Annotated in this window: 12 protein-coding genes; 8 read left to right on the forward strand and 4 right to left on the reverse strand. The window is 40.4% G+C overall.

From position 1 onward, the window contains the following. Window positions 1-20: 20 nt before the first annotated feature. Together AW165_RS04775 and gshA are read right to left on the reverse strand one after the other, a co-directional pair. The gene (locus tag AW165_RS04775; protein ID WP_060465114.1) at window positions 21-539 is read right to left on the reverse strand and encodes a disulfide bond formation protein B; all 519 of its coding nucleotides are present in this window, start codon (window positions 537-539) and stop codon (window positions 21-23) included. A 16-nt stretch (window positions 540-555) separates the two neighbouring features. Then, window positions 556-2133, reverse strand: coding sequence for a glutamate--cysteine ligase (gshA, locus tag AW165_RS04780; protein WP_060465115.1), 1578 nt, complete (start codon window positions 2131-2133; stop codon window positions 556-558). A 168-nt stretch (window positions 2134-2301) separates the two neighbouring features. Here gshA and AW165_RS04785 point away from each other — a divergent pair, with 168 nt between their 5' ends. From AW165_RS04785 to AW165_RS04805, 5 genes are all read left to right on the forward strand, one after another. Further along, entirely contained in the window at window positions 2302-2841 is a 540-nt protein-coding gene (locus AW165_RS04785; RefSeq protein WP_060465116.1) for a DUF924 family protein, read from the forward strand. A 59-nt stretch (window positions 2842-2900) separates the two neighbouring features. Beyond that, on the forward strand, window positions 2901-3464 hold the full coding sequence (locus AW165_RS04790; RefSeq protein WP_002122008.1) for a CC0125/CC1285 family lipoprotein: 564 nt from the start codon (window positions 2901-2903) through the stop codon (window positions 3462-3464). Between the two features lie 13 nt (window positions 3465-3477). After that, on the forward strand, window positions 3478-4788 hold the full coding sequence (locus AW165_RS04795) for a DUF445 domain-containing protein (protein ID WP_017387594.1): 1311 nt from the start codon (window positions 3478-3480) through the stop codon (window positions 4786-4788). Between the two features lie 28 nt (window positions 4789-4816). Then, window positions 4817-5971 (forward strand): pyridoxal phosphate-dependent aminotransferase, encoded by a 1155-nt coding sequence (locus tag AW165_RS04800; protein ID WP_060465117.1) that lies wholly within the window; start codon window positions 4817-4819, stop codon window positions 5969-5971. A 106-nt stretch (window positions 5972-6077) separates the two neighbouring features. After that, window positions 6078-7445, forward strand: coding sequence for an MATE family efflux transporter (locus tag AW165_RS04805; RefSeq protein WP_032054538.1), 1368 nt, complete (start codon window positions 6078-6080; stop codon window positions 7443-7445). 58 nt (window positions 7446-7503) lie between these two features. Here the strand turns inward: AW165_RS04805 and AW165_RS04810 are convergent, their stop codons facing one another. Further along, complete coding sequence (locus AW165_RS04810; RefSeq protein WP_000787760.1) at window positions 7504-8337, reverse strand: SDR family NAD(P)-dependent oxidoreductase; 834 nt, start codon at window positions 8335-8337, stop codon at window positions 7504-7506. 210 nt (window positions 8338-8547) lie between these two features. On the opposite strand from AW165_RS04810, the gene AW165_RS04815 reads away from it, so the two are divergent. The 3 genes from AW165_RS04815 to phoR all read left to right on the forward strand — a co-directional run bounded on the left by AW165_RS04815 (window position 8548) and on the right by phoR (window position 11552). After that, window positions 8548-9219, forward strand: coding sequence for a TetR/AcrR family transcriptional regulator (locus AW165_RS04815; RefSeq protein WP_017387597.1), 672 nt, complete (start codon window positions 8548-8550; stop codon window positions 9217-9219). A 254-nt stretch (window positions 9220-9473) separates the two neighbouring features. Further along, entirely contained in the window at window positions 9474-10184 is a 711-nt protein-coding gene (phoB, locus tag AW165_RS04820) for a phosphate regulon transcriptional regulator PhoB (RefSeq protein WP_000650776.1), read from the forward strand. Between the two features lie 9 nt (window positions 10185-10193). Beyond that, window positions 10194-11552 carry a phosphate regulon sensor histidine kinase PhoR gene (gene phoR / locus AW165_RS04825; RefSeq protein WP_002121907.1) on the forward strand — a complete coding sequence of 453 codons (1359 nt, stop codon included), beginning with the start codon at window positions 10194-10196 and terminating at the stop codon, window positions 11550-11552. 68 nt (window positions 11553-11620) lie between these two features. On the opposite strand, the gene AW165_RS04830 is transcribed toward phoR, so the two are convergent. Then, a complete protein-coding gene (locus tag AW165_RS04830) occupies window positions 11621-12817 on the reverse strand; it encodes an alpha/beta fold hydrolase (RefSeq protein WP_060465118.1) in 1197 nt (398 codons plus the stop codon). Window positions 12818-13014: the final 197 nt, after the last annotated feature.

A 13014-nucleotide genomic window follows, 5' to 3' on the forward strand; every position in this document is an offset into this window, starting at 1 on the left:
TTACATTTAACTAAGAAATTCTATTTATTTTTACCAAATTTAATTATTGGATAAAAACGGAATAACTGCCATAAACAGACCAGTAATAGTAAGAGGAAATAGACCAATGACCAAACTGGTAAAGATTGACCTAAAAAGGTCCAATCAATTGCTGCACATTCACCTGAACCCGACAATACTTCTTGTAAAACCGTTTTCATTGGTAAGGCATCAATTAGATAATTTAAACCCGGGCCACAGCTTGGTACTTGATCTGGTGGTAAATGTTGCAACCAGACATGACGTCCTGCTACACCCACTGACCATAAAATTGCGATGCCTGCTAAAAATGCATAAAAACGTTTAACCGCATTGGAAACTGGGTTATGCAAAAAGGCTATGAGTGCTACAAGGCCCATCGCCATTAAGCCAACACGTTGAAAAATACAGAGCGGACATGGCTCTAAACCTTTTACATGTTCCAGATACAACGCAAAAGACATGCCGACTATACTTGCTAAAACAAGTAGTCCACTCACCAAACGGTAACTTAATCGCATGTAAAACCTCGTTTTATTATCGATATTGTTCAAGATATTGATCAAAACTGATCTTGGTATCTTGCTCAAGTTTTTCTTGCTGCTGTAAAGATTGCGCAGCCAACTGTTCAAAATGTTTCAAAGTTTCCACACTAAGCTCATGCTGTTCATAACTTTCAGCATGTAACTGAGCCATGTGGCTACCAAAACTCCAAGTTCCACCATGCTTTAACGTATCGTCAATGACATGGGCAGATAAAGTTTCATCAACTTCATCAATTCGTGCTTGCATGACCGCCAAAGCTGAACCATACAAGTCCGTTGCATAGGTCTGATCGAGTAGCTGTGCACAATCTTGCATTTTTGCAATATATAAACGTGCCCAATCTTCGATGTGATATGACCCTGTTAAATCTGTAATGGTTGCGTTTGGCGCTCGACCTCGGTTGACCACCTCTGTCTGATTTTTCTCAACCAAGTCTTGCTCAGAACATAACAAGTCTGGGCTATCACTTAACAGACAATAAAGTGCTAACACTTCAAGAAAGCCTGCTGTCGTTTCATTAACGCCAATTGCCGAGTATGGATTTACATCTACAGCACGTAACTCAACATAACCAACGCCTCGATTTTTTAAAGCTTGAGACGGTGTTTCACCTGCTTGAGGCACCTGTTTTGGACGTACTAGACTGTAATATTCATTCTCAATCTGCAAAACATGATCATTAATTTGCAACGGCTCACCAGATGCATCATTTAACCCTAAACGGCTAAATGGTGGGTAAGGAGAATGAACGGCTTTTTGTAAACCATCCAGATAGCCAGACAAATTGTTGTAATGAATACCTAAGCTTTTTTGTGCTGAGTTTTGATAGCCCAATCGTCCCATACGCAAAGCTGTAGCATACGGTAAATAGTATGAACCTTTGATTAAAGGTAACAAATGATGTTTATGTCCGGTCAAGAAACAGCGACATACCGTTGGACTCGCGCCCACCAAGAACATGACCAATGGTGTTAAACGAATAAAATTACGAATAAGGCCAAAATAACGATGGCTACGGTAATCCTGCAAACTTAATGATTTTAATTGTTCGTCAGTTTCATGAGCTTGTAGCTCAGCAAAAAGTGTATCTGGAAAAGATAAATTGTAATGCACGCCTGAAATGGTCTGCATACGGCGACCATATCGAATTCCCAGTCCACGGCGGTATAGTGTTTTAAAACGACCAATATTAGAGGTGCCGTATTGTGCTAGACGAATCCTTTCTTCATTGTCATCTAACATACATGGCATAGACAGCGGCCAGAGTTTCTCACCATTTTCTAAATGACGATGCACAACCGCATGAATATCGGTGAGCTCATGCAGAGCTTCTTCAATCGTTGGCTTAGGTGAGGTAATAAACTCCATCAACGCTTCTGAATAATCAGTTGTAATTTTTGGATGTGTTAAAGCCGAACCTAATGCCTTCGGATGTAACTCTTGTGATAAGAACCCATTACTCTGCATACGTAGGCTTTCACGCTCTATTCCACGTAACATGCCTTGTAGTAGCGACGAATCCACCCAAGCAGGAATAACTGATTGAGATGGTGTAGTGGGTTGACTCATGCATTTGCTCGCTTATTAAAGATCACTATATACAAAATCGTGAGATGATACGGTTACTTATATAATCACATCATTCCAGTTTGGCAATTTTTATCACAATCTTGTTATTTAAGACACGAAAGAATTGTGATTTTATTGAAGAATAATTGCTAAAGAGTTGTCAATATCATGAACGAACAAGACATTTTAAACTTCTGGTTTTCTCCTGAACACCGTTCACTTTGGTTTGCAAAAAGTGATAATTTTGACAAAAAAATCCGTGAAAATTTTTCTGATGTTCATCGACAGGCAACTCAAGCAGAACTGTGGTCTTGGCGAAAAACAGCTGAAGGCCGTTTGGCAGAGATTATTGTACTAGACCAGTTTTCTCGCAACATCTATCGTGATCAGCCCCAATCTTTTGCCTATGACAACTTGGCATTAGCTTTGGCACAAGAAGCAATTAGTTTGCAACTCGATGCACAGCTTAATCCAGAGCAACGCTCTTTTTTATATATGCCGTTTATGCATAGTGAATCAAAATTGATCCATGAATTTGCCTTGAAACTATTTCAACGTCTTGGCAATGAAATTAACTTGAGCTTTGAGAAAAAGCATAAAGTCATTATTGATCGCTTTGGACGCTATCCTCATCGCAATACCATTCTCGGGCGTGTTTCTACTCCAGAGGAAACCGAATTTTTATTAGAACCGAACAGTAGTTTTTAAAGCTTCTTAATTTTTAATGCTGAGTCATCTTTGTTTTAATGCTCAGCTGGGAGTTCACCATGAAATATCTCTCTCTTTGTTTAGCCTTAGGCACTGCCTTAACCTTAACTGCTTGTGCAACGACTCCAAGTAAACCAAAAACCTTTGATCAACTTGGCCAGTTTTCCGCATACCCTTTAAATGCGCAAACATTTCGTATTAGTTTTCAAGCCGATCCGAATATGAGTTACGGTGCAGCTGAAGAAATCACTTTGGTAAAATCAGCGCAAACGACCGTACAAAAAGGTTTCCGCTTTTTTAAAGTACTGAATGACCCAAGTAACCAAAGTCAGAAACCACCACGTCAGGCTGTGGTTTATCCATCTGCTCCAAGCTTTTATCCTTATGGCTATGGTCGTCGCTATCCGGGTTTCTGGCATGATCCGTTCTATGATTTCCCACAAGTGGTCAATATCGACCCTGTTCAAGTGTCGTATACTATTGAATGTTATCGGGATCAAAAGCAAGCTCCTCAAGACGCTTTTGATGCAACCTTGATCTTGAAATCAATCGGACAAAAATATGGATTGAGTCCGACAGGAGCGCTGTTGCCACCACCCGAGCCTCCAGTAAAACAAAAATGAATAGGATAAATTTATGAGCATGGCAGAAGAAGTTCACCACGTGCCCAGTCTTAAACGTAGTAAATATTTTGCTACCCTAGCGCTGATCATCGTCGTTGTGCTGTGGATTGCACTGATGGTAGCCGACCGTTTTCTGCCAGAGTACACAGGTTTTATTCATATTTTGATGCTAGGGGCCGAAGCAGGTGTAGTGGGTGGTCTAGCCGATTGGTATGCGATTACAGTTCTGTTTAGGAACCCTTTTGGTAAGTTACCGATTCCTAAGTTTTTACGAGACCATACCGAGATTATTCCGCGTAACAAAGCACGGATTGCAGAGTCAATGGGCCGTTTTGTACAGGAAAATTTTCTTTCGCCTCAAGTGGTCGAAAAAAGCCTAGAAAAAACAGACTTAAGCCTCGCAATCGGTCAATGGTTGGCAAGTCCACAAAATAATACGCAAGTGGTACAACTCATTCAGCAAACTGTACCGAAAATTTTTGAATTTGTGAGCCAAGAGCAAATTGCTAATTTCGTGCAAAACAACAGTGTGCAATGGGTACGTAATACCCAAGTCAACAAACTCGCTAGTGAAATGCTACGTGCAGTATTGGAAAATGATTTCCACCAAGACGTTTTACAGCGTGGTCTCGATATTGCCCATGAGTGGGTGGTACAAAACCCAGATAAAACCCGTGAACTAACCAGAAAAATGTTTAAAGCGTTAGGTGTATGGTCTCTTGCAAGAGGCGCAAGCTGGATTGGTATTGATGTTCAACAACGTACCATCGACTCATTGGTTGAAAAAGTAGAATCGATGCTGGCCGACCATGAACACCCATGGCGACAAGAAATTGAAACCATTGCGCATTCACTCATGCTGGAGCTAGCGAAACCCGATAGTGTTGCCAGTCAACGCCTTAACAGCGGTAAAGATGCGCTCCTTGATAGTCCTCAAGTTCTAAATTTTATTAGTGGTGCTGTCACCATTTTGTGTGATGCCATTAAAGAAGATTTAATGAAAGAAGACTCTGGCATTGCAATGAATCTGCGAGCTGCCATTCAGCAGCTCGGTGAAAACCTTGTTCAAAATGTAAAAGTACGTGAAGTTCTCAACAAAGAAATGACAGGACTTGCCATGAATTTTACGGATCAATATAGCCATAAAATCATACGCTATGTGAGTGAACGCATTCATGAATGGGATTCACGTGAAATGATCGGGAAAATTGAAAATGAAGTCGGTGGCGACTTGCATATGATCCGAGTAAATGGTGTTGTAGTGGGTGCATTTATTGGTTTGACACTTGGTGTAATTCGGGCAGTGATTGAATCAATTTTATAACTTTAAATATTTTTAATAAGAGAACAATATGCTTCAGCTACAGTCAAAATTGGCCACTCAAGGCGTGACTATTTTTAGTACCATGACGGCACTGGCACATCGTCTAGGTGCACTCAACCTGTCACAAGGCTTTCCAGATTTTCCGGCGCCACAAGCCCTACTTGAAGCCTTATCTCAAGCGACTTTAGCTGGACATAATCAGTACCCGCCTGGCGATGGTATTCTCGGTTTAAGGGAGCAACTCGCTTTACAATTTCAGCAGCGTGATCAACTTCAACTTGATCCTGTTACTCAAATCACGATTACTCCCGGCGCAACCATTGCAATTTTTTGTGCCATACAAGCCTGCATCAATGCAGGTGATGAAGTCATTATTTTTGACCCAAGTTATGATAGCTATGGCCCTTCTGTCGAGTTAGCAGGCGGCAAAGCGGTTCATATTGCCCTGCAAGCACCTGACTTTAAGGTGAACTGGCAACAAGTTAAAGATCTGATCAATGACAAAACCCGTATGATTGTGGTGAATACGCCCCATAATCCAACCGGTACGATCTGGGCAAAACAAGACTGGTTAGAACTCATTGAACTGATTCAAGATAAAAATATTCTGGTTTTATCCGATGAGGTCTATGAACACTTAGTTTTTGATGGTCAACAACACTTTAGCGCATTGCATTTTCCAGAGCTCAGAGAGCGTAGTTTTGTGATTGGTTCTTTTGGAAAAACCTTTCACGTGACAGGATGGAAAACGGGTTACTGCGTCGCTTCACCTGAGCTAATGCGTTTATTCCGCCAGATTTATCAATATGCGAATTTCTGTGGCACGACTCCTTGTCAGATTGCCCTAGCGCAATATATGGAGCAACATCCAGAACATATTCAAGAACTTTCTCAGTTTTACCAAACGAAAAGAGATCGATTTAATCAGGCAATTCACAATAGCCGTTTTTTACTAAAACCATCTCAAGGTACTTATTTCCAAAACCTTGATTACAGTCAAATTAGACCTGACTTAAACGATGTAGAAATGTGCCAGTTTCTTGCCGAGCAACACAAGATTGTGGCAATTCCAGTTTCGGTTTTCTACCAGCAAGCCCCTGAGTCTTTACGCTTGATTCGATTCTGCTTTGCTAAAAATGATGAGACTCTGCAAAAAGCAGGAGAAATTTTGAATCAATGTTAATAAATTTAGCCACTTAGCGCTGTAAAAATACTACAAGTCATTCGCTCCAACTATGCTAAGTTGAATATCCGCCCCGCTCATCAAAGAGATGGGCGATGGAGAACACATGCCACCAAGACAGTCCTTAATTCAACAGCAAAATCTATGGAAAACATTTTTTGTTTTCTTGCTACCTTTGATTGCTACCAATATTTTGCAGAACTTGTCAGGAACTATTAACACCATCTTTGTTGGTCAAATGATGGGAGTTGATGCGATTGCTGCCGTCTCGGTTTTTTTCCCTATTTTGTTTTTGCTCCTCGCTTTTATTATCGGGATTTCAACGGGTACTACTGTTTTAGTAGGGCAAGCATGGGGCGCGCAAAATATAGAAAAAGTCCAAAGTGTGGTTGGTTCTACTCTGTTTATGACCATCATTGGTGGAATTATTACCGCGATTATCGGTGTGTTTTTCGCCCATGATATTTTGGAGCTTTTAGGTACAGATCCGAAGGTAATGCATCTTTCTTTGCCTTATGTGCAATGGATGCTGGCAGGTAGTCCACTTCTGTTCGTTTATATTATCTATACCTCAATTTTACGTGGTGTGGGAGACAGTACGACCCCTTTACTGGCCCTTGCTTTAACCAGTGTGATTGGCTTGGTGATTACCCCAATATTACTTAAAGGTTATTTTGGTTTACCTGCTCTTGGGATTATTGCTCCGGCAATCGCAACGATCACGGGTTATGTGGCTATTTTGATTTTTCTCGCGATTTATCTAAACAAGAAAAATCATCCACTTCGGCCGAATCGTCAGCTTCTGCAACATATCCGTCATAATCCAGAACTAAGCAAAATCATTTTGCGCTTAGGCGTCCCAACGGGTATTCAAATGATTACCACCTCAATGGCAGGTTTAGTTATTGTTGGGTTGGTTAACCATTATGGCTCACATGCTACAGCAGCGTATGGTGCAGTGAATCAGGTACTCAACTACATTCAGTTTCCAGCGATTTCGATCTCCATCGCAGCCTCAATTTTTGCAGCGCAAGCGATTGGTGCGGGTAAATCAGATCTATTAGCGCGAGTAACCCGCACGGCTCTGGGAATGAACTTTTTATTTACAGGTACCTTAATTGCACTTGGTTATCTATTTTCAAAGTATTTAATGGCTTTGTTTATTACCGATCCAACTGTGGTGGTGTTAGGTCAACAGCTTTTATTTATTGTACTTTGGGCGATTTTATTCTTTGGCGCAGGAGCCATTTTTGCATCTATCATGCGTGCGAGCGGCACCGTGACTGTTCCAATGCTGATTAATATCTCTGCCATTTTATTTATTGAAATTCCATGTGCTTATTGGTTTAGCTCAATGTGGGGCCTTAAAGGCATTTGGGTTGCCTATGCCTTGGCATTTGTGAGTTTATGTATTATTCAAGGCTTGTATTATCAATTTATTTGGAAGAAAAAGACGATCAAAGTTCTTATTTAGAACCATCCAAGCCACATAAAAAAAAGCCATCATTTGATGGCTTTTTTTAATTTAAATCTTATTTCATCCATTTGGTCACAACGGTTGAAGCGCGTTGATATCCTGTTGGGAACAAACGCTGTAATGCATCAAGAAATTTTGCATCACTACCAATCAATAAACGGCGTTTATTTTTTAAAACGGCATCCAAGATTTGACGAGCCGCTTCTTCTGGTGGGGTACGTAGGAACTTATCAAAGTTTTGAATCGATTTAGCTGGGTCCATACCTAAACTACTCAAGCTATCACTCATTTTTGCAGCTTTAGCAATATTGGTGCGAATTCCCCCCGGATGTACGCACAAAGAACTCACGCCACTTTTTTCAATATCCAACTCTTGGCGTAACGATTCGGTAAAGCCGCGTACAGCAAATTTAGTTGCGTTATAGCCAGATTGGGTTGGTTGAGCAGTCAGACCAAATAAGCTCGAGATGTTAATAATGTGCCCATCTTGAGTTTGCTTAATGAACGGTAAAAATTCTTTAGTACCATATACGACACCCCAGAAGTTAATCCCAACAATCCACTCTAAATCTTCGTAGGTTGCGCCTTCAACAGTCGAACCTAACGCAACGCCAGCATTGTTAAAAATCAGGTTAACAGAGCCGTGATCTTGCACAGTTTCTTGCGCCCACTGCTTTACTGCTTCACGGTCAGACACATCAAGCTTTTTGGTGGTAACAGTAATATTGCTGTACGGCTTTAAAAGCTCGACAGTTTGTTGTAATCCTTTTTCATTAATATCACTCAACGAAAGATGGCAGCCCTGTTTTGCCAAAAGAATTGCTAACTGTTGCCCAATGCCAGAACCCGCGCCCGTAATTGCAGCGACTTTGTTTTTAAAATTTTTCATTGTCCATCCTTTGTTTTTCGATTTGCACAACCGGTTCATTGCATGTGCACTTTAGACACCTTCAATATAATTTTGACAATACACATTGTCAATATAGTACACTGTAATTTCAGATAGAATGGCACAATTCTGCTGAGGGCTTTATCATAGTGAGTATATTTGGCCAAAACCTATAAATTAGGAAACCATTCTTTAGGAAACAATTTATTTATGGCGACTAACGACTCAACCAGTAAAAAGAAAACAAAAAGTGTGAGTAAAGAACGTCAGTTCAAAGGGTTATCTCTATCTGAACGTAAAGAGGCACGCCGTGAAAAGCTGATTGAAGCGGGTATTGCAACCTATGGAACCCTTGGTTTTTTTTCAGTGACGGTAAAAGATGTCTGCCAAGAGGCAAAACTCACCGAACGTTATTTTTATGAATCATTTAAAAAGAGTGAAGATTTATTTCAAACCATCTTTTTAAAAATGATTGAAGAATTACAGCAAAATCTGATGCAAGCCGTAATTAAAGCTGCTCCCGATCCAGAAAAAATGGTCGATGCGGGTTTAAGAGCTCTGCTGACGACATTAAAAGATGATCCTAGATTAGCTCGTATTGTCTATGTCGACGCAGTCTTGGTACAAGAATTACATAATCAAGCTACCATTCAAGAAACACTTGCGCAATTTGATCGCATGATTCAAGCCTTTGTTATGCTGACCATGCCCCAAATTCAGCACCATGAAAATGAACTCTCTTTAATCGCAACGGGTTTGAATGGATATGTCACTCAAATTGCAATTCGATGGGTGATGGGAGGGTTTGAGCAGTCTCTTGAGCAGGTTTTAACTGCATGCCGTGTCGTTTTCTTATCTTTATTAGCTCAAGTTTCAAAATAATATTAAAGTTTTTTGACAGCTAAAAATGTGAAAAAATAGCTAAGCAATTAAGGTGATAACCTATTGAATGATTTTAGAAAGTTTGAGGCTGAGATGTCATAATTTGGTCACACCTTTGCCTTAGTTTTGTCACAAATTATTGCTAAATTCAATTTTATAGACTTTTCTGCAATGAAATTGTCATAATTAATCTTTGTAATAAGCCTGTCATAACTACAAAACGGTTCACCGTTAAATCTATAGGATATTGCGTTGTGAAAGATGACTATATTTTAATTGTCGATGATGAGCTTCCTATTCGTGAAATGATCCATACTTCTTTGGACATGGCAGGCTTTCAGTGTTTACAGGCAGAAGATGCCAAACAGGCTCATCAAATTATCGTCGACCAACGTCCGGCGCTTATCTTGCTTGATTGGATGTTACCTGGAGGCGTAAGTGGTGTCGATTTATGTCGCCGCTTAAAACGCGATGAGAATTTAGCAGAAATTCCAGTAATTATGCTGACCGCTCGCGGAGAAGAAGACCATAAAGTACAAGGTCTTGATGCGGGTGCAGATGATTACATGACAAAGCCTTTCTCAACACGTGAACTGGTTTCACGTATTAAGGCAGTTCTGCGCCGCGCGAATGCATTAAGTGGTGAAAAAACTATTGATGCCAATGGTTTAATTCTTGATCCTGTAAGCCAACGTGTTAGCTTTGGCAACAGCATTTTAGATATGGGCCCAACTGAATATCGCTTACTTGCGTTTTTTATGACCCATCCAGAACGTGCATATACGCGTGCCCAGTTGCTCGATCAGGTATGGGGCGGTAATGTATATATTGAAGACCGCACTATCGATGTGCATATCCGTCGTTTACGTAAAGTGTTAGAACCTTTTGGTGTTGACCGATTTGTTCAGACTGTACGTGGAACTGGCTACCGTTTCTCAACACGTGCAGATTTAGCCGCAGGTTAACCAAGATTTATGTATGAACCCTACCCCGTCCCTGAACAGGTACGTGAACAAAAGCTTTCTCGCTACAGTAGTTTATGGACGTTTGCCAAACAAGATTTACGGCTTTTATTATTTTTTCTAATTATTGCCGGTTTAGTCGGTTTCGGTATTGGGTATTTCTGGAGCTGTATTTTTATCGCCTTCGTGGTGTTTTTTACACTCCAATTGCGTTCTTTATATCTGGTCAATGACTGGATTGCGAATAAACCTTATGACGTTCCTCCAAACCTTAACGGGATTTGGGGGGCATTGTTATTTAATGTTTACCGTGCCCAGCGCCAAGAACGAATTGTTCAGGCCGAAATGGTCGGTTTAATTGACCGGGCTCAGTCTTCATTAGTTGCTCTTGCTGAAGCGGTTGTACTCATTGATGATCAACATCAAATCGAGTGGTGGAACCCTGCTGCTGAACGTTTGTTAGGGATCAGCCCTCTCGATCGTGGCCGAAACCTCTTAACGATTTTACGTCAGCCTACTTTTATTGAATATTTTAACAATATTGATCAGGCACCCGACGGGATTAAGCTTCACTCAAATTTTGATGATGACCGTTATGTACAGGTTAAACTCACAAGATTTGGTGGAGAAAGTCGTTTATTGGTGGCTTACGACGTGACTCGTATGCATAACCTTGAGCAAATGCGTAAAGACTTTGTCGATAATATTTCGCATGAGCTTCGTACACCATTAACGGTGCTCAGTGGTTATATCGAAACCTTTACCGATCAGGAAGATATTAGTCCACGCTGGAAACGAGCCTTTGATCAAATGCAGTCACAAACCAAGCGTATGAATGCTTTGGTCAATGATTTACTGTTGTTATCAAATTTAGAAAATAACAAGAAAATCGCAAAAAACCAGATTATTGAAATGCCGAGTTTAATGAATCAATTGTTTGATGATGCTCAGGCCTACAATGCCGATTATGGACACACGCTCAATTTACATATTGATAGCCACTGTGACCTGATTGGTTCCGACATGGAAATTGCCAGCGCGTTTAGTAACTTAATTACCAATGCCATCAAGTACACGCCAAAAGGTGGAACTATTACCATTGGTTGGCATGATGATGGTGAACATGCTTACTTTAGTGTGCAAGACACAGGCATCGGAATTAACCCTAAACATTTGCCACGACTAACCGAACGCTTCTATCGTGTGGATAGCGACCGTAGTCGTCAAACAGGTGGTACAGGTTTAGGCTTAGCGATTGTAAAACACGTGCTGATGCAACACGGCGCTTATTTAGATGTGCAATCCAAAGAAAACGAGGGATCAACATTTACCGCAGTTTTTCCAAAAGAAAGACTATATAACATGACCTAAATTTGGCCCTCTCACATTTAAAAAGCCGACTCATGAAAAGTCGGCTTTTTTGTATTATTTAAACCAATTTACTTAGAATTCGAGCAATACGATTTTGTCTGATTTTTCTCTATGACATTTAAAAAGTGAGTGGCAAACGTATTACTTTGACGCAGTGCATCACGATGATCTCCACCATCAATCGTTTGATAAATAGTTGGTTTTTTTAATTTACATAGCTGCTGATAATAAGCAGATGTCCCTCTAGGGTCGACTAAATGATCTTTAGAACCCTGAACAATCATTAACGGTACGGTAGGCACCATATTTTCAATAGACTGCTGTTTTAAATAAGCCAAAAGAGGTTTTAAATCTGCATTAGGGCGAAATATGCTAGAAGGAGACTTCTTCAAATCAGATTGAAGTTCAGATAAACAGCGGCTACGTGCTTGAGTTAGCACTGTATTCATTTCTGGACTGACTAAGTTTTCAGGAACAATGCTTGGTTCTGCTGCTTGTGCTCCCAATAACACAATTGGGAAAAAAGCAGCCACACTAGGTTCTGGGTTCGGATTAGTTTTCACATATTCTGCAATGCCTTCATATTGATAGCCGCCTGGCGCAAGAGCGATTGCCCCTTTTAAATCTAGTTCGGAAGCATCTTTTTGACCATAGGCAGACACTGCAATTGCCGCAGCCCCGCCTTGACTATGTCCCATCACCAACCACTGTTTATTAAAGCTCTTGGGCTTAAGCAAATGTAATGCCCGCACTGCATCGACCACCGTATGCAGTTGGCTCTTTGCATTCATATAGGGATGTGCGCCTAATGTGCCTAAGCCTTGATAGTCAGGCGCGACAACTGCATAGCCACGTGCAAGCCAACCATCTAAAGCTTTGGAAGCAACTTCTTGATATGAATGAACTGGCCCACCCACATAGTCGCCCGAAGGTGCACAAGTATCAGCAACTCCAGTCGTACCATGTGCCCAAGCCAGTATCGGCCAGCCATTTTTTGGCGGTGTTCCTTTTGGTAATAAAATAAAAGCCGATGCAACAATAGGTTCGCCCTGAATACCTCGACTACGATAATTGACCAACAAACGCTGATCTGCATGAGGAAACAAATCCGTCACAGCTTGCTGTTCTAGCGACAATATTGAACCCGGTTTTTCGCTCACAATTTGCTTACCCAAATCTGTAATTGGAGCAGCCATAGCAGAACCAGATGCCAAACAAATACTGCTAAATAAAATTTTTAAAAAAGAATTACTTTTTCTAATCAAGGGATTACTCCTCTATTATTTACATTACATCTATTTAAATAATTAATTTATAAAATATAAATTACCATAGAATCTTCTATATTTATATTCAACTCAAAATAATTTACATTTATATAGTCTCTTAAAATCTCATTAAATATATTTTAAAGAATATGTATTATAAATATCGTTGCAAAAATTAATCCAATTTCAATAAT

The sequence above is a fragment of the Acinetobacter sp. LMB-5 genome (genome assembly GCF_001541635.1).
In the GTDB taxonomy this organism is placed as follows: Bacteria; Pseudomonadota; Gammaproteobacteria; order Pseudomonadales; family Moraxellaceae; genus Acinetobacter; species Acinetobacter pittii.

Bases quoted from the DNA above. Each gene is read 5' to 3' on its own strand.
- AW165_RS04775 (WP_060465114.1), bottom strand. From the start codon at position 539: ATGCGATTAAGTTACCGTTTGGTGAGTGGACTACTTGTTTTAGCAAGT.
- gshA (WP_060465115.1), bottom strand. From the start codon at position 2,133: ATGAGTCAACCCACTACACCATCTCAATCAGTTATTCCTGCTTGGGTG.
- AW165_RS04785 (WP_060465116.1), top strand. From the start codon at position 2,302: ATGAACGAACAAGACATTTTAAACTTCTGGTTTTCTCCTGAACACCGT.
- AW165_RS04790 (WP_002122008.1), top strand. From the start codon at position 2,901: ATGAAATATCTCTCTCTTTGTTTAGCCTTAGGCACTGCCTTAACCTTA.
- AW165_RS04795 (WP_017387594.1), top strand. From the start codon at position 3,478: ATGAGCATGGCAGAAGAAGTTCACCACGTGCCCAGTCTTAAACGTAGT.
- AW165_RS04800 (WP_060465117.1), top strand. From the start codon at position 4,817: ATGCTTCAGCTACAGTCAAAATTGGCCACTCAAGGCGTGACTATTTTT.
- AW165_RS04805 (WP_032054538.1), top strand. From the start codon at position 6,078: ATGCCACCAAGACAGTCCTTAATTCAACAGCAAAATCTATGGAAAACA.
- AW165_RS04810 (WP_000787760.1), bottom strand. From the start codon at position 8,337: ATGAAAAATTTTAAAAACAAAGTCGCTGCAATTACGGGCGCGGGTTCT.
- AW165_RS04815 (WP_017387597.1), top strand. From the start codon at position 8,548: ATGGCGACTAACGACTCAACCAGTAAAAAGAAAACAAAAAGTGTGAGT.
- phoR (WP_002121907.1), top strand. From the start codon at position 10,194: ATGTATGAACCCTACCCCGTCCCTGAACAGGTACGTGAACAAAAGCTT.